At 66.0% G+C, this 16,815-nt stretch carries 17 protein-coding genes; 13 read left to right on the top strand and 4 right to left on the bottom strand.

Going from position 1 to position 16,815, the window contains the following annotated elements; translation table 11 throughout:
- Positions 1 to 5: 5 nt before the first annotated feature.
- Positions 6 to 1,127: a YihY/virulence factor BrkB family protein gene (locus tag FEF27_RS06515; RefSeq protein WP_138170034.1), complete on the top strand. Its 1,122-nt coding sequence runs from the start codon at positions 6 to 8 to the stop codon at positions 1,125 to 1,127.
- 25 nt (positions 1,128 to 1,152) lie between these two features.
- Here the strand turns inward: FEF27_RS06515 and FEF27_RS06510 are convergent, their stop codons facing one another.
- From FEF27_RS06510 to sdhC, 4 genes are all read right to left on the bottom strand, one after another.
- Entirely contained in the window at positions 1,153 to 1,941 is a 789-nt protein-coding gene (locus FEF27_RS06510) for a succinate dehydrogenase iron-sulfur subunit (protein ID WP_138170033.1), read from the bottom strand.
- The gene (sdhA, locus tag FEF27_RS06505; RefSeq protein WP_138170032.1) at positions 1,941 to 3,728 is read right to left on the bottom strand and encodes a succinate dehydrogenase flavoprotein subunit; all 1,788 of its coding nucleotides are present in this window, start codon (positions 3,726 to 3,728) and stop codon (positions 1,941 to 1,943) included. The genes FEF27_RS06510 and sdhA overlap by 1 nt, the downstream gene beginning before the upstream one ends.
- Before the next feature lie 65 nt (positions 3,729 to 3,793).
- A complete protein-coding gene (locus FEF27_RS06500; RefSeq protein ID WP_138170031.1) occupies positions 3,794 to 4,303 on the bottom strand; it encodes a succinate dehydrogenase hydrophobic membrane anchor subunit in 510 nt (169 codons plus the stop codon).
- 1 nt (position 4,304) lies between these two features.
- Positions 4,305 to 4,709: a succinate dehydrogenase, cytochrome b556 subunit gene (gene sdhC, locus FEF27_RS06495; RefSeq protein ID WP_279526784.1), complete on the bottom strand. Its 405-nt coding sequence runs from the start codon at positions 4,707 to 4,709 to the stop codon at positions 4,305 to 4,307.
- Positions 4,710 to 4,870: 161 nt separating this feature from the next.
- Between sdhC and FEF27_RS06490 the strand changes: the two genes are divergently transcribed.
- The 12 genes from FEF27_RS06490 (at position 4,871) to FEF27_RS06430 (ending at position 16,731) form a co-directional block, all read left to right on the top strand.
- Positions 4,871 to 6,040: a mannose-1-phosphate guanylyltransferase gene (locus FEF27_RS06490; protein WP_138170030.1), complete on the top strand. Its 1,170-nt coding sequence runs from the start codon at positions 4,871 to 4,873 to the stop codon at positions 6,038 to 6,040.
- The gene (locus tag FEF27_RS06485) at positions 6,030 to 7,307 is read left to right on the top strand and encodes an amidohydrolase (RefSeq protein WP_138170029.1); all 1,278 of its coding nucleotides are present in this window, start codon (positions 6,030 to 6,032) and stop codon (positions 7,305 to 7,307) included. Before FEF27_RS06490 ends, FEF27_RS06485 begins: the two co-directional genes overlap by 11 nt.
- A 9-nt stretch (positions 7,308 to 7,316) precedes the next feature.
- A complete protein-coding gene (locus FEF27_RS06480; protein ID WP_138170028.1) occupies positions 7,317 to 7,721 on the top strand; it encodes a cytidine deaminase in 405 nt (134 codons plus the stop codon).
- Positions 7,718 to 9,034 carry a thymidine phosphorylase gene (locus FEF27_RS06475; RefSeq protein WP_138170027.1) on the top strand — a complete coding sequence of 439 codons (1,317 nt, stop codon included), beginning with the start codon at positions 7,718 to 7,720 and terminating at the stop codon, positions 9,032 to 9,034. Before FEF27_RS06480 ends, FEF27_RS06475 begins: the two co-directional genes overlap by 4 nt.
- Before the next feature lie 10 nt (positions 9,035 to 9,044).
- Positions 9,045 to 9,776, top strand: a complete 732-nt coding sequence (locus FEF27_RS06470; protein ID WP_138170026.1) for a DedA family protein — start codon at positions 9,045 to 9,047, stop codon at positions 9,774 to 9,776.
- A gap of 29 nt (positions 9,777 to 9,805) precedes the next feature.
- Positions 9,806 to 10,945, top strand: a complete 1,140-nt coding sequence (locus FEF27_RS06465; RefSeq protein WP_138170025.1) for an adenosine deaminase — start codon at positions 9,806 to 9,808, stop codon at positions 10,943 to 10,945.
- Positions 10,942 to 11,343, top strand: coding sequence for a MazG nucleotide pyrophosphohydrolase domain-containing protein (locus FEF27_RS06460; protein ID WP_243729123.1), 402 nt, complete (start codon positions 10,942 to 10,944; stop codon positions 11,341 to 11,343). Before FEF27_RS06465 ends, FEF27_RS06460 begins: the two co-directional genes overlap by 4 nt.
- Positions 11,344 to 11,403: 60 nt before the next feature.
- Positions 11,404 to 12,687, top strand: a complete 1,284-nt coding sequence (gene eno, locus FEF27_RS06455) for a phosphopyruvate hydratase (RefSeq protein WP_138170024.1) — start codon at positions 11,404 to 11,406, stop codon at positions 12,685 to 12,687.
- Positions 12,688 to 13,038: 351 nt separating this feature from the next.
- Positions 13,039 to 13,665 carry an FtsB family cell division protein gene (locus tag FEF27_RS06450; RefSeq protein ID WP_138170023.1) on the top strand — a complete coding sequence of 209 codons (627 nt, stop codon included), beginning with the start codon at positions 13,039 to 13,041 and terminating at the stop codon, positions 13,663 to 13,665.
- Between the two features lie 11 nt (positions 13,666 to 13,676).
- Complete coding sequence (locus FEF27_RS06445; RefSeq protein ID WP_138170022.1) at positions 13,677 to 14,288, top strand: DUF501 domain-containing protein; 612 nt, start codon at positions 13,677 to 13,679, stop codon at positions 14,286 to 14,288.
- A complete protein-coding gene (locus tag FEF27_RS06440) occupies positions 14,285 to 15,259 on the top strand; it encodes a Ppx/GppA phosphatase family protein (RefSeq protein WP_138170021.1) in 975 nt (324 codons plus the stop codon). The genes FEF27_RS06445 and FEF27_RS06440 overlap by 4 nt, the downstream gene beginning before the upstream one ends.
- Entirely contained in the window at positions 15,256 to 16,731 is a 1,476-nt protein-coding gene (locus FEF27_RS06430; protein WP_243729122.1) for a S8 family peptidase, read from the top strand. Before FEF27_RS06440 ends, FEF27_RS06430 begins: the two co-directional genes overlap by 4 nt.
- Positions 16,732 to 16,815: the final 84 nt, after the last annotated feature.

The following is a 16,815-nucleotide window of genomic DNA, read 5'->3' as shown; positions in this document are numbered from 1 at the left end:
ATCTGATGCCGCGCCACCGTCTGAGCCCCCAGTCCCAACCCGGTCGCCGCGGGTCGCAGCTGAGCAGCACCGGGGCGATCCTGGAGGCAGCCAAGGCGCGGGTGGGTAAGCTTGATGAGCGCCACGAAGTCAGAGCGCGCAACAATCCGTTGGACCACGAGCGTCTCCAGCGTGATGAGCTGCAGGCACGGATGGCCTACGGGCGGGCCAAGCGTGAGGGGCGCACCGGCTCCGCCCGGGTGGTTCCGCTGGGGCAGTGGGGCTTAGCCCGGTGGAACCGCACGCGCCTGATGCGGTCGCTGAACCTGTTCTTCTTCCACTACGGGACCGTGATGGCCGCCGGTGCGGCCTACATGATGTTCTTCTCGGTCACCGCGATGCTCTGGGCCGGTTTCTCCGTGGCCGGGATCATTATCGGGGGCAACCCCGAGTACCAGGACCTCATTATTGAGAGTGTGCAGACAGCGGTGCCGGGACTGATCAGCGACGGCGGGCTGATATCGGAGAGTCAGGCCCGAGACCTGTTCATCCTGGAAGGGCTCAACCTGTCCTTGGGGCTCGCCGTGGTGGTAGCCCTGGTGACGTCGCTGAGCTGGCTGCACGGTCTTCGGGCCGGGATCCGCAGTATCTGGGAGCGGCCGCTGATGGCCGAGAACGTGATCTTCGTGAAGCTCAAAGATTTCGGGATGCTGCTGATCCTCGGGGTGATCGCGATCGTCTCGTCGGTGCTGGGGCTGCTGAGCCACGGACTGATCACCGAGGTTCTCGATTTCCTGGGCTGGACCCCGGAAGGGCAGGCCGGAATGGTGCTGCAGCCGGTGTCGTTCGGCATTTCCTTCGCACTCGACATGATCATCGCGGTGCTGCTGATGCGGGTGGCCTCCCGGCTGGTGATGCCGGTGGCCGCGCTGTGGCAGTCCGCGCTGATCGCGGGGGTCGGGGCATCGCTGCTGCGGCTGGTCTCCAGCCAGCTGCTGCAGAACTTCGCCGACAGCCCCAACCCGCTGCTGAACACCTTTGGCACGGTGCTCGGAGTGTTCTTCTACTTCTTCATTTTCGGTCTGGTGTACCTCTTTGCCGCCAGCTGGGGAGCAATTGCGGCCTCAGACCACGCTGACCGCCCCTGAGGAGGGGCGGGCAGCGCAGCTCTCGCTAGAGCGAGCGGGTCAGAATGGCGGTCTTGACCTCTTGGATGGCTTTGGTGACCTCGATGCCGCGGGGACATGCCTCGGTGCAGTTGAAGGTGGTGCGGCAGCGCCACACGCCTTCTTTGTCATTGAGGATCTCCAGGCGCATATCGCCGGCGTCATCGCGTGAGTCGAAGATGAACCGGTGGGCGTTCACGATGGCCGCCGGGCCGAAGTACTGGCCGTCGGTCCAGAACACCGGGCAGGAGCTGGTGCAGGCCGCGCACAGGATGCACTTGGTGGTGTCGTCGAAGCGCTGCCGCTCCTCTGGTGACTGCACCCGCTCTGCGGTGGGGGCCGGTGAGCTGTTGATCATGAAGGGCATGATTTCCCGGTAGGACTGGAAGAAGGGCTCCATGTCCACGATGAGGTCCTTCTCCACCGGGAGGCCCTTGATGGCCTCCACCGTGATCGGCTTGGAGGTGTCCAGGTCCTTCAGCAGGGTCTTGCAGGCCAGCCGGTTGCGGCCATTGATGCGCATGGCGTCGGAGCCGCAGATGCCGTGGGCACAGGACCGGCGGAAGGTCAGGGTGCCGTCCACTTCCCACTTGACCTTGTGCAGTGCGTCCAGCACGCGGTCAGTGCCGAACATGGTGAGATTCCATTCGTCCCACCACGCGTCTTCGGAGCGTTCGGGGTCATACCGGCGGACTTTCAGGGTGATGTCGAACTGCTGCACCGCTGTTGCCCCCTGCCCGGAGGAGGCGAGGTCAACCTTGGATGCGGGTTCTTTCTCAACTGTGGGGGTGCTCATCAGTACTTACGCTCCATCGGCTCGTAGCGGGTGAAGGTGACCGGTTTGGTGTCGAAACGGATGCCCGAGACGCCCTCGGTCTCAAAGCCGGGATCCTTGTACAGCATCGAATGCAGCATGAAGTTCTCGTCGTCCCGGTCGGGGTAGTCCTCGCGGTAGTGGCCGCCGCGGGACTCTTTGCGGTGCATCGCGGAGACCGTCATGACTTCAGCCATGTCCAGCAGGAAGCCCAGCTCGAGGGCCTCCAGCAGGTCTAGGTTGAACCGTTTGCCCTTGTCCTGGACCGTGATCTGCTTATAGCGGGCCTTGAGCTCGCTGATCTTGTCCAGGGCCTCCCGGATGCTCTCCTCAGAGCGGAAGACCTGCATATTCAGATCCATCGTGTCCTGGAGTTCGGCCCGGATGGTGGCCACCCGCTGCTCTCCGGTGGAGCTTCGCAGCATCTCCAGCTGCTCGGTGACGAAAGCCTCCGGAGCTTCGGGCAGCTCCACGAAATCGGCGCTGGTGGCGTACTCGGCGGCGTAGATGCCGGCGCGTTTGCCGAAGACATTGATGTCCAGCAGGGAGTTGGTGCCCAGACGGTTCGAGCCGTGCACGGACACGCAGGCGACCTCGCCGGCGGCGTAGAGCCCCGGAACCACGGTCTCGTTGTCCTGCAGGACCTCGGCCTTGATATTGGTGGGCACTCCGCCCATGGCGTAGTGACAGGTGGGGAAGACCGGCACCGGCTCGGTGTGCGGCTCCACGGCGAGGTAGGTGCGGGCGAACTCCGTAATATCCGGCAGCTTCGCGTCAATGTGCTCCGGCTCCAGGTGGGTCAGGTCCAGATACACATAGTCCTTATTGGGGCCGGCGCCGCGTCCCTCGCGGACCTCCTGGGCCATGGCGCGGGCCACAATGTCACGCGGGGCGAGGTCCTTGATCGTGGGGGCGTAGCGCTCCATGAACCGCTCGCCCTCACTGTTGCGCAGGATCCCGCCTTCTCCGCGGGCAGCCTCAGAAAGCAGCACTCCCAACCCGGCCAGTCCGGTGGGGTGGAATTGGACGAACTCCATGTCCTCCAGCGGGATTCCGGCCCGGTACGCGATGGCCATACCGTCGGCGGTCAGGGTGTGCGCATTGGAGGTGGTCTTGAAGATCTTGCCCAGCCCACCTGTGGCGAAGACCACAGACTTGGCTTGGAAGATGTGCAGCTCTCCGGAGGCCAGATCGTAGGTGACCACGCCTGCCACACGCTTCTGCATGTAGGTGGTGCCGTCAGCGCGAGTCGCGGACTCCTCCACCGTGATCAGGTCCAGCACGTAGTACTCGTTGTAGAACTCCACATTGTGCTTGACGCAGTTCTGATAGAGCGTCTGCAGGATCATGTGGCCGGTGCGGTCGGCGGCGTAACAGGCCCGGCGCACCGCAGCTTTGCCATGGTCGCGGGTGTGTCCGCCGAACCGGCGCTGGTCGATCTTGCCCTCCGGCGTCCGGTTGAAGGGCAGCCCCATCTTCTCCAGATCGAGCACGGCGTCGATGGCCTCCTTGGCCATCACCTCCGCAGCGTCCTGGTCCACCAGGTAGTCGCCACCCTTGACGGTGTCGAAGGTGTGCCACTCCCAGTTGTCCTCTTCGACATTGGCCAGGGCCGCACACATGCCGCCCTGCGCGGCACCAGTGTGGGAGCGAGTGGGGTAGAGCTTGGTCAGCACCGCAGTGCGCGCGCGCTGGCCTGACTCAATGGCAGCGCGCATACCCGCGCCGCCGGCGCCGACGATCACAACGTCGTACTTATGAACCTGCATGTTCTGTTCGGCTCTCTTCTGTTGATGCGTTTGAAGTGCTAATGCTGCGTCGGCTCCGCCAACGCTCAGTTGGCGATGTTCTCGCAGAATGCCGGCGCGTAGTCCATCAGGTTGCCGGCGTCGTCGACCAGGCAGGGCTCGAAGGTGAAGATCACCAGGGTGCCAAGAATGATGATGACCGTCGTGGCGAGGTACAGAATGGACTTCAGCCACAGCCGGGTCGAGTCCTTCTCTGCGTAGTCATTGATGATGGTGCGCATGCCGTTGGTCCCGTGCAGCATGGCAAGCCACAGCATGGTGAGGTCCCAGAACTGCCAAACCGGGTTGGCCCACTTGCCGGCGACGAACGCGAAGTCGATCTGGTGGATGCCCTCGCCGACCAGGAGATTGGTGAACAGGTGCACGAAGATGAGCACCACCAGGGCTGCGCCGGAGACGCGCATGAAGACCCATGCGACCATCTCAAACGACCCGGAGGAGGGATTGGAGCGCAGGTACTTCGGATCGATGCGTCCGGAACGGGGGGCTTCGATGCCCTTAGCAGGAAGTACTGCCTCAGAGTTAGCGGCGGTCATCTCAGAAGCCCTCCCAGCCGTCGAAGAAAAGCATCAGGTGACGAATCGAGAACGCCACCATGGTCACGAACCACAGGGCCATCACGGCCCACAGCATCTGGCGGTGGTAGCGGGTTCCCTGCTTCCAGAAGTCCACCAGGATGATGCGCAGACCATTGAAGGCGTGGAAGACGATGGCGCCCACCAGCCCGATCTCGCCCATGATCATGATGGGATGCTTATAAGCGCCGATGACCGCATCGTAAGCCTCAGGTGAGACACGGACCAGCGAGGTGTCCAAGACATGGACCAGGAGAAAGAAGAAGATACCGACACCGGTGATCCGGTGCCCCACCCAGGACCACATACCCTCGCGGCCTCTATAGAGCGTCCCCCGTCCCCCGGAGGTGCTTTTTGTCTGCGTCACGTTCAGTTACCTTTCCAGCGTCGTCGCATGGCACTGTGCTCCATCCTAATCTTTACTGATGCCCCAATGTTTTCTACTCGTTGTAGAAAACTGCTCCTGCGGTCATGAGCTGACTCACATCCGGCCGCTCGGTTCCTGCATCAACAGATACTCTTGGTCGAGTGACTTCCAGCTCCGCCTCCCCCCAGGACCCACCCTCGGCCTCAGCGCTTGACCGCTTCCATGCCGTTATTCCCGCCGGCGGGGTCGGTACCCGGCTGTGGCCGCTCTCCCGGGAGGGCGCTCCCAAATTCCTGCACGATCTGACCGGATCGGGCAGCACGCTGATCCGCTCCACCTACGAGCGGCTGTTTCCGCTCTCCGGCCACGCTGTGATGGTTGTCACCGGCGAGGCCCACGGCGAGGCGGTGCTCGGCCAGCTCCCCGAGCTGCGAACGGCTGATCTGGTGCTGGAGCCGGAGCCCAAAGATTCGGCCGCCGCCATCGGGCTGGCCGCCGCCATTCTGCACGCCCGGGACGTGGCGGCCGGCCGCACCGGAGCCGAAGGCACCATTATGGGGTCCTTCGCCGCCGACCACGTCATCGCCCCCGTGCCGCTGTTCCGCGACGCGGTGGGCCAGGCGGTGGCTACCGCGGCCACCGGCAAGATCGTCACCATCGGCATCAAACCCACCCACCCCTCCACGGCATTCGGCTATATCCGTACCGGTGAGCACTTCCCGGTACCCGACGCCCCCGACGCCCACCAGGTGATCGAGTTCGTGGAGAAGCCCGGGGAGCAGGTGGCACAGGACTACGTGGCCAGCGGCCGCTACCTGTGGAATGCAGGAATGTTTGTGGCACCGGTCGCTCTGCTGCTGGACCATCTCGCCGCCGCCGAGCCCGACCTCTACGCGGGCCTGACGGAGATCGCTGCGGCCTGGGACACTGCAGACCAGACAGAAGTCATGGCGCGCATCTGGCCCAAGCTGCCCAAGACCGCGATCGACTATGCCGTGGCCGAGCCGGCCGCAGACGCTGGCGATGTCGCCGTCATCCCGGGCACCTTCACCTGGGACGACGTGGGGGACTTTGCCGCCATCGCACGGCTGAATCCGGCTGCCCAACAGGAGAATATGACGGTGCTGGGCACCAAGCCGCGGGTCTATTCGGAAGATTCCTCCGGCGTCGTCGTCTCAGAGACCCAACGGGTGGTGGCGCTGATCGGTGTCCAGGACATTGTGGTGGTCGACACTGACGATGCCCTGCTTGTCACCACCACCGATCACGCGCAGAGTGTCAAGCAGGCCGTCAAAGCGCTCAAGGAGAAGGGAGATTCCGATGTCCTCTGATGCGGAAGCATACGAGCAGGAGACGACGGCGCGGGTCGACGCTGAGGTCTCCCGCCTCACCACGCCGGTGGCCGCCGCAGCGGAGATCGTGGCAGCGCTGGAGAGCGAGCTGATCGCTTTCCGCAGAGACATTCACGCCCACCCGGAGCTGTCCTGGAAGGAGAAACGGACCACCTCCACCATCGCGGCGCACCTTCGCCAGGTGGGCCTGGATCCGCAGCTGCTGCCCGAAACCACCGGGTGCTATGTGGACATCGGTCCTCTGGATGCTCCGATCGCCGCAGCTTTTCGCGGCGATATCGACGCACTCCCCATTGCCGAATCCACCGGGCTCGACTACGCCTCACGGAACCCGGGCGTGGCGCACTCCTGCGGTCACGACCTGCACACCACCGTGATGCTCGGCCTGGCGTGGACGCTGCAGCGGATGCACACGGCATTGGCCGCAGCCTCGCCCCATGGGTTGAACAGCCGTATCAGGATCATCTTCCAACCCGCCGAGGAACACTTCCCGGGAGGCGCCCAGGAGGTGGTCCGGCAGGGCCTGCTGCGCGGGGTTCCCAGGATCTTCGCTCTGCACGCAGACCCCAAGCTCACCGTCGGGTCGGTCGGCACGCGGATCGGTCCCATCACCTCCGCCTCCGATCTGGTCCAGGTGAACGTCTCCGGCCGGGGCGGGCACACCTCTCGGCCCCATCTGACTGAAGACGTCATCGGTGCCCTGAGTCACATCGCCACCACCGTGCCGGCCATCCTGGCTCGCCGGATCGACGTGCGCAGCGGAGTGTCCCTGGTGTGGGGCCACATCAGTGCGGGCAACGCCGCCAATGCCATCCCGGCACTGGGCTCCCTGCACGGCACCATGCGGATCCTCGACGCTGACGCGTGGAAGGAGGCCGGGGGCGTGCTGACCGAGGTGGTGGAGCAGGCCGCGTCCGCCTATGGAGTCAGTGTCACCCTCAACCATGTCCGGGGAGTGCCGCCGGTGGTCAATGATGAGGACGCCACCGGCATCATTGACCGGGCGGTCAAGAGGGCCCTGGGTGAAGCCGGACTGACGCTGGCGGAGCAGTCCATGGGCGGGGAGGACTTCGGTTGGATGACCCAGGAGGTGCCCGGGTCCATGTTCCGGCTGGGCACCATGACCCCGGGTGGGGAGCTCTACGACCTGCACCGCGGAGACTATATGCCTGACGAGCGGGCCATCGGCGTGGGCGTGCGGGTCATGACCGAAGTGGCACGGGCCTGCATGTCCTCCACCGCTTAGGATTGGCCCATGGCTGACGACGTCGACTTCAGCGTGCTCACTGCCGCGGCACACCAGGCGATGAGCCGCGCGTACGCACCATATTCGCACTACCCCGTGGGGGCCGCGGCACTGACCACCGACGGCCGGCTGATTACCGGCTGCAATGTCGAGAACGCCTCCTACGGCCTCGGTCAGTGCGCGGAGAACACGCTGGTGGGGCAGCTGCAGCTGACCGGCGGCGGTCACCTGGCGGCATTCACCTGTGTGAACGCCCACGGGGAGACCATCATGCCCTGCGGCCGATGCCGCCAGCTGCTCAACGAGTTCGCCGCAGAGACGTTCGCGATCCTGACCCCGGAAGGAGTCACAGACATGGCGGGAATCCTGCCGCAGGCCTTCGGCCCCGCTGACCTCGGGAGGGTGAGGCAGTGAGCGCGGACTACGACGTCGTTGACCTCATCCGGCTCAAACGCGACGGCGGCGCACTGAGCCATGCACAGATCGACTGGCTGATCACTGCCTACACCGAGGGTGCGGTGGCCGAGGAGCAGATGAGCGCACTGGCAATGGCCATCCTGCTGCGTGGAATGAGCCGGGCGGAAATCCGGCAGTGGACCGCAGCCATGATCGCCACCGGTGAGCGGATGGACTTCCGCTCCCTGACTCGCCCCGACGGCAGCCGGAGGCTGACCGCTGACAAACACTCCACCGGGGGAGTGGGGGACAAGATCACCCTGCCGCTGGCCCCGCTGGTGGCCTCATACGGGGTGCCGGTCCCTCAGCTCTCCGGGCGCGGACTCGGCCACACCGGCGGCACGCTCGACAAGCTCGAAGCGGTCCCCGGATGGCGGGCCAGCCTGACCAACGCGGAGGTCCTGGAGCAGCTCGACGCCGTCGGAGCCGTCATCTGCGCCGCGGGGCCCGGCCTGGCACCGGCTGATAAGAAGCTCTACGCACTGCGCGATGTCACCGGCACTGTGGAATCCATCCCGCTGATCGCCAGCTCCATCATGTCCAAGAAGATTGCCGAGGGCACCGATGCGCTGGTCCTCGACGTCAAGGTCGGCACCGGGGCGTTTATGAAGAATTACGACGACGCCGCCGCGCTGGCCCGGACCATGGTGGCACTGGGCACCGACGCGGGGGTGACCACCACCGCCCTGCTCACTGAGATGGACACCCCGCTGGGGCTCACCGCTGGCAATGCGGTGGAGGTCCAGGAATCCGTGGAGGTGCTGGCCGGGGGTGGACCCGGCGACGTCGTCGAACTCACCGTGGCGTTGGCCGCAGAGATGCTGGCCGGGGTGGGCCTCAGCGGCGTGGACCCCCGGGAGAACCTGCGCAACGGCAAAGCGATGGACTCCTGGCGCGCCATGATCACGGCCCAGGGCGGAGACCCGGATGCCGCTCTGCCGCAGCCGCGCCACCAGCACACCATCACCGCCGAAGCCTCTGGCACACTGATCCGGATGGATGCTTACGCGGTGGGAATCGCCGCCTGGCGGCTGGGCGCTGGGCGGGCGCGCAAGGAGGACCCCGTGCAGGCCGCCGCCGGAGTCCGGCTGCACGCCAAGCCCGGCGACACTGTGCAGGCCGGGGCGCCGCTGATGACGCTCTGCACTGATGACCAGCAGCGCATCCCGCGTGCCGAGCAGGCCTTGGCTGGCGCCGTTGACATCGCCGCAGGCTCCGCGCCGGCAGCTGCGGCGCTGATCAAGTCCCGGATCACCGCCGCGGATATTTGACGCCTGCGGCATGGGACTCGGCGACCTGCTCGATCAGCTCAATGAGCTGATCCTCACCGCAGCCTCAGGGTGGTGGACCCTGATCGGACTGTTCGTCTTCTGCGTAGGCGACGGAGTCTTTCCGGTGCTGCCCTCGGACGCGTTGGTGGTCGGACTGGGGTCCGTGCAGGATTCCCCGGGCACCCCGCACTGGATGTGGGTAGTCCTGGTCGCCGCCGGCGGCGCTGTGTTGGGCGACTTCATCGCCTGGAACCTCGGCCGCTGGATCGGCACCCACCGGTTTGAATGGATGCGCCAGCCCACCCCCCAGAAGACCCTGGTCTGGGCCCGACACGAACTCGACAAGCGCGGGGTGCTGCTGATCTTCGTCGGCCGGTTCATTCCCGGCGCCAGGGTCGCTATCAATTTCGTGGCCGGCTCCACGCAGTTTTCGCTGCGCCGATTCCTGCTCATCGACGGTGCCGCCTCGCTGCTGTGGGCCGGCTGGCTGACCGGACTGGGGATGATCGGCGAAGCGCTGATCGGAAACATGCTCATCGCCATGGCGGTGGGCATCGGGGTCGCGATCGTCCTGGGCTGGATCAGTGAGCGGCTGTTCAAACTCTTCACCGCCTGGCTGGACCGCCGCGGCTACCACTTGGACCCCGAGGGGTACCAAGACATCGGTGAGGTCCCGGTGGAGCCGCCCATTCACCTGCGCCGCCGCCCCCGGAATCCCAGACATGACGACGACGCCTCCTGAGCGGCGGAGCCCACCGGTAGGCTAGGGCCATGAGCACACTCGACGGTTTCCAAGCCCAGCTGCGGGCCCTACCAAAAGTTTCCCTCCACGATCATCTGGACGGGTCGCTGCGTCCGCAGACCCTGATCGATCTCGCCGCCGAAGTCGGCCACGAGCTGCCCACCGCCGACCCCGAGGCGCTGCAGGAGATCTTCCGCACCAATGCCAACTCCGGAGATCTGGTCAAGTACCTGGAGGCTTTTGCGCACACCACCGCGGTGATGCAGTCGGCGGAGAATCTGCGCCGCGTGGCGCGGGAGTACGTGGAGGATCTGGCCGCCGACGGCGTGGTCTACTCCGAAGTCCGCTGGGCGCCGGAGCAGCATCTGGCCGGCGGACTGACCCTCGATGAGACTGTCGAAGCAGTCCAAGCCGGACTTAACGACGGCGTGGAGGCAGTCGAGGCCAACGACGGTGTGATCGCCGTGGGACAGCTGATCTCCGCCATGCGCCAGGCTGACCACGCCGAAGAGATCGTGGAGCTGGCGCTGCGGCATCGGGATGCGGGGGTGGTGGGCTTCGACATCGCCGGACCTGAGGCGGGATTCCCGCCGTCGCGCTTTGCCGCGAGCTTCACCCGGCTGGCTGAGCAGATGCTCCCGGCCACCGTGCACGCCGGAGAGGCCGACGGGCTCGAATCCGTGCGCGGTGCCCTGGTGGACGGACGTGCTCAGCGGCTGGGCCACGGCATCCGAGTAGCCGAGGACATCACACTGACCTCCGGGCCGGAGTCGCGTTCGAAGATCGGCGACGGCGGCGAGGACCTCATCGAGGTGGAGCTGGGCCCAGTCGCCACCTGGGTCAGGGACCGGCAGATTCACTTGGAGACCTCTCCCACGTCCAACCTCCAAACCGGGGCCGTGTCCGCCCTGACTGGCAAGACCGAGGCAGAGCTGGCCCACCACCCCTTCGACATGCTCTACCAGCTGGGGTTCAACGTCGGGGTCAACACGGACAACCGGCTGGTCTCCGGGGTCACACTCACCGGAGAGCTCGCCGCGCTGGCGGAGGCGTTCGACTACGGATTGGCCGAGCTGGCCGATTTCCAGATCAACGCCATTGAGGCCAGCTTCCTGGGATATGAGGAGCGCGAGGTGTTGGCCGCGCACATTCTCGAGGCCTGGCAGTGACCACCCTCCCGCATATGGAGCAGCTGGGCGACATCATCGCCCAGCTGCGCGAGCACTGCCCCTGGACCGCGCAGCTGGACCACCGGGCGCTGACCCCCTACCTGTTGGAAGAGGCCCAGGAGGTCGCTGAGGAGATCGAGGCGGGAATCGTCGGGGAGCCGCTGCGCAAGGAGCTCGGCGACATCCTGCTCCAGGTGGTGCTGCACTCGGCGATCGCCGAAGAGCGCGGCGAGTTCACCCTCGACGATGTGGCAGAGGCGATCTGCGCCAAGCTCATCCGGCGCAATCCCCATGTCTTCGAACCGGACGGGCGGCTGAACCCGCAGGAGTCGACCGTGGCGGAGATCGACGCCGCATGGGACAGGATCAAAGCCCAGGAGAAGGCCGAACTCGACTAGGCTGGTGCTCAGTCAATGGTGACCGAAGCCCTCAACATCCCTGTCATGCAAGGAGAACCCATGTCCCTGATCGCTAGCGTCTTCGGCCGCGAAATCCTCGACTCCCGCGGCAACCCCACGGTGGAGGTCGACGTCCTGCTCGACGACGGGAGCTTCGGCCAAGCTGTTGTTCCCTCCGGAGCCTCCACCGGTGCGTTCGAAGCGGTGGAACGGCGCGACGGGGACACGGAGCGCTACCTGGGCAAGGGGGTCACCGAGGCCGTGAAGGCGGTCAATGAAGTCATCGCCCCGGCACTGGAAGGCCTCGACGCCACGGAGCAGCGGTCCATCGACCAGGTGCTGCTGGACCTCGACGGCACCGAGAACAAGGCCAGCCTGGGCGCCAACGCCATCCTGGGTGTGTCACTGGCGGTGGCGAAGGCCGCCGCCGACGCCTCGGACCTCCCGCTGTACAAGTACCTCGGCGGTCCCAACGCCCATCTGCTGCCGGTGCCGATGATGAACATCCTCAACGGCGGCTCGCACGCGGACTCCAACGTGGACATCCAGGAGTTCATGATCGCACCGATCGGTGCGGCGACATTCTCCGAGGCACTGCGCTCCGGCGTGGAGGTCTACCATGCGCTCAAGGGACTGCTCAAGGAGAAGGGCCTCTCCACCGGGCTGGGCGACGAAGGCGGCTTCGCGCCCGACCTGCCGTCGAACCGTGCCGCACTGGACCTCATCACCGAGGCCATCCAGCGGGCCGGCTACACCCCGGGCACGGACATCGCGCTGGCCCTTGATGTTGCCGCCACGGAGTTCTATGCCGATGGCGCCTACACCTTTGAGGGTGAGCAGAAGACTCCGGAGCAGATGAGTAAGTACTACCAGGAGCTGGTGGAGTCCTATCCGCTGGTCTCCATCGAGGACCCGCTGGATGAGGACGACTGGGCAGGGTGGAAGACGCTGACCGAGACCATCGGGGCGCAGGTCCAATTGGTTGGCGACGACCTCTTCGTCACCAACCCGGAGCGCCTGGCCAAAGGTATCGACAGCGGCACCGCGAACTCCCTGCTGGTGAAGGTCAATCAGATCGGTTCGCTGACTGAGACGCTGGAGGCCATCTCGCTGGCCCAGCGCAGTCTGTACACCACCATGATCAGTCACCGCTCCGGCGAGACCGAAGACACCACGATCGCTGACATCGCGGTGGCGGTCAACGCCGGGCAGATCAAGACGGGTGCGCCAGCGCGTTCGGAGCGGGTGGCCAAGTACAACCAGCTGCTGCGCATCGAAGAGGAGCTCGGCGACGCCGCGCGGTTCGCAGGCGCCTCCGCCTTCCCGCGTTTCACCGCCTCCTAACGCGTCCGCCCTCACCCCGCGCGGAAGCCCACCTCACGCGTCGGCCCAGCCCGCGCGCTGGGTCTGTGCTCCCACCTTCCCCTTCAGTGGCCGAATATGCCGGTCTGCAGGCGGCACATGTACCGCTGGGTCGGCATATTCGGCCACTGAGCGGAGGCAGCAGTGGGCACCTCGTGCCGGGGAGACCTTCGGAAGATTCTGCGATCCTCAGCGTGTCCTAGGGTCCGCATATACTGCCCCGCCAGTACGCTGATGTCCTGTAACAACGCTTCCCATCAGTGGTGTGCTCGCCGGTTCTGGCCATCCGCGGCTGAACCGGCGAGACACACCTAGTTCAAGGCGGTGACGGCCGTGCCCCGACACGCACGCAGCTCCAAAGCATCCGCCGCTGCACCAAAATCCCGCGCCACCAGCAGCCAGCGCCGGGCACAGTCACGTGCAGAACGCGCACGGGCCCGGCGCCTGCAGGAGCGCGAACAGGTCTCCGGCGAGATCCGCACTCCTGACGAGATCACCGCTCGCCGGGCACGCCGCGCCGACCGTCCTCAGCAGCACGCCCAGCGGCCCTCGACCACCACCCCCGTCTCGGCTCGGACCCTGGTCCCGGAACGGACGTTCTCCGGACGCATGATCGTGCTGACGATCGTCACCCTGGTGGTGATCTCCTTCCTGGTGCCGACGGTGCGCACCTACATGCAGCAGCGCGCGGAGCTCAGCGAGCTCGCCACGCAGATCGCCCAGGAGCAGCAGCTGCAGGAGGAGCTCTACTCGGAGCTGGCCCGTTGGGATGATCCCCAGTTCGTCCAGCGCCAGGCGCGGGAACGGATCAACCTCATGGTCCCGGGAGAACGCAGGTACCACGTGATCGGGGATCTGGGCACTGTGGAAGTCGAGACGGACTCAGCCGAGGACATCGCCGAGGACGGAGACTGGGCCGACGAGCTATGGGAATCGGTCATCGAATCCGCTGAGCAGTAAAGTGGTGTGCTGTGAACCGCGCACCCGTCCCCTCCTCCGTTCCGACCCAGCAGGACCTTGACACGCTGAGCCTGCAGCTGGGCAGGCCAGTGCGCGACGTCGTCGAAATTCCCGCCCGGTGCGTCTGTGGCAGCCCGCTGGTGGCTGCCACCGCGCCCCGGCTCTCCAACGGCATCCCGTTCCCCACCACGTTCTACCTCACCCATCCCACCGCGACTGCGGCGGTCTCCCGACTCGAGGCAGCCGGTGTGATGGCGGAGATGACCCAGCAGCTCCACGACGATCCACTGTTGGCGCAGCAGTATCGGCAGGCCCACGAGCACTACCTGGCCGAACGCGAACGGATCCGGAACCTGGCGAACCTCGAACCGGTCTGGGAGATCGAGGGCATCTCCGCCGGGGGCATGCCCACGCGGGTGAAGTGCCTGCACGTGCTCACCGGGCACGCCCTGGCAGCGGGGCCAGGGGTCAACCCCTTGGGGGATCAGACGCTGGAACGGATCAGCACCGAATGGACCGCAGAGACCTGCACATGTGAGACTGCCTGGGACCACAGTGCGGAGGTCCCTGTCGCAGACCTCTCACGCCACGTGCGCCGTCTCAAGGAAAGAGAAGCTTCATGAGAGTTGCCGCTATCGACTGTGGCACCAACTCCATCCGCCTGCTCATCGCCGATGTTGACCTCCCCGGCAGCGGCGCCCTGACTGAGGTGGTGCGGCGCATGACTGTGGTGCGGCTGGGCGAAGGCGTCGATCAGACCGGAGAGTTCTCCGCAGAGGCGCTGCAGCGGACCTTCGCAGCGGTTGATGACTATGCCGCACTCATCCGCCACCACCGCGCCCAGGCAGTCCGGTTCGTGGCCACCTCAGCCTCTCGGGACGTGGGCAACCGTGAGGAGTTCATCGCGGGTGTCGAATCCAGGCTCGGCGTCACACCGGAAGTCATCCGCGGCTCCGAGGAGGCTGGGCTGTCCTTCGCAGGGGCAGCCTCCGTCCTGGACTGGGACTCCTCCCGCAAGGTTCTGGTCGTCGACCTGGGAGGGGGGTCCACCGAGTTCGTGCTCGGCACCTGCCACGGCGCTGAGCATGCCACCTCCACGGATATGGGCTGCGTGCGGTTCACCGAACGCCATATGCGCACCGACCCCCCGGCGGAGACTGAGTGCTCCATGGCAGCCTTCGAGACCCTGAGCTTCCTCGAAGACGTGGCGCAGGTGATGCCCCTGCATGAGACCGAAACAGTCATCGGCGTCGCTGGCACGGTCACCACCGTGACCGCGCATGCGTTGAAACTGGAGGATTACGACGCCGAGACCATCCATGGCACCGAACTGTCCTTGGACGCCCTGCACCAGTCAGTGGACCAGCTGGTGCACAGCACCCGGGAGCAGCGCGCAGCGATGCCGTTCATGCACCCCGGACGGGTGGACGTCATCGGAGCCGGCGCGCTGATCTGGGGCACCATCCTGGACTACCTGAACAAGATCACCCAAGGCCGGGTGACTTCAGCCATCGCCTCCGAGCACGACATACTCGACGGGCTGGCCATGTCCCTGGCCCGCGACGTCGCGGCCGATCAGGAGGTCACCAGTTGAGCCGGTTAGGGCGCAGAGTCTGCTCGGCCGGCGTCGTCGGGCTTCTCGTCGCGCAGCTGTTCGCTGCGCCGGCCTACGGGCAGGGCACCCGCGGCGAACAGTTCTGGCTGGAGGACTACGGGGTCACTGAGGCATGGGAGACCACCCACGGCGAGGGTGTCACCATTGCAGTGATCGACACCGGAGTCGACGGCGGCCACCCCGCACTCGAGGGCGCCACGGTCGGCGGCACCGACGTCTCCGGGGGAGGGGACGGCAGCGGAGGCCCGGTGGCGCAGACCAATACCGAACACGGCACGCTGGTGGCTTCTCTGGCCGCAGGACGCGGCGAGGAGCTCCCCCAGGAGATGGAGCCGGAGGACTTCGACGATCTGTCCGACGAGGAATGGGATGACTGGTTCGACGACTTCCTAGCCGATCTGGAGGAGATCTACGGCGAGGACTGGGAGGACGAAGTCGACGAGGACGTCCTCGACGAGTTCTACGAGACCCGCGTCTTTCCGGGTATGGAGGAGGCTGAGGAGGACGACTCCGAGGCTCTGGACCCCGAGTCACTGCCGTGGCCAGAACGCCCCGCCGGTGTGGTGGGCGTCGCCCCCGAGGCGGATCTGCTCTCCGTCTCCCTGGTGTTGGAGGACCCCAACCCCCACGGACCGAGTACAGACGACCAGATCGCCCAAGCCGTACGGTGGGCGGTGGACAATGGGGCAGACATCATCAACATGTCTATCGGTTCCGGGACCCAGGACTGGCCGGAAAGTTGGGACGAGGCGTTTCTGCACGCCGAGCAGAATGACGTTCTGGTCATCGCGGCAGCGGGGAACCGGGCGGCCGGGCACTGGTCGGTCGGGGCGCCGGCCACCATCCCCGGCGTGCTCACCGTGGCGGGGGTGAACCAGGACCGAGACATCAGCCAGGAGTCCTCCTCCCAGGGCATTGCCGTGGACATCGCGGCAGCTGCTGAGCCTCTGGTCGGTGCGCTCCCCGAGGGGGGCTACGGCGCGTGGACCGGCACTTCGGGGGCCACTCCTATCGTGGCCGGAGCTGCTGCACTGGTGATGGCGGCGCACCCGGAGCTCTCTGCGCAGCAGGTCAAGCATCGGCTGCTCACCTCCGCAGACTCCGCCGGGGCAGAGGGCATCGACCCGGAATTCGGTCACGGTGTGCTCAACGTGGACGCAGCAGTCAACGGCAGTGTGCCCGACTTCAACGCTGCCGACTATGACACCCTGGAAGACTGGATCCAGGTCCACCGCCGCTCGGAGGCCGAGACCCAGGACGCCGAGGGCATTCCCGAGGACGCCGGCGTCGTGGCCGGCCCCGAGGGTGAGCCCCGGGACCTGCCGCAGGCCGCCGAGGTCAGATCCAGCCAAGACTGGGCAGGCCCGGTCACCCTCGGGGTGAGCGCACTGGTTCTGGTGGCGCTGATGACCCTGGCCGCGGTCCACCTCTTCTCCCGTCGCGACAACTGAACCACCCTCACGGCAATGGGGCCGTGCCCGAAATTCACCGCACAATCCACCGCGATCGCCCCTGTTCGAAACCCATATAGGATG

It is taken from the genome of Nesterenkonia sphaerica (assembly GCF_005771565.1).
Lineage (GTDB): Bacteria > Actinomycetota > Actinomycetes > Actinomycetales > Micrococcaceae > Nesterenkonia > Nesterenkonia sphaerica.
The sequence above is the reverse complement of the archived record's forward strand: the minus strand, read 5'-3'. Positions and strand labels throughout refer to the sequence as shown.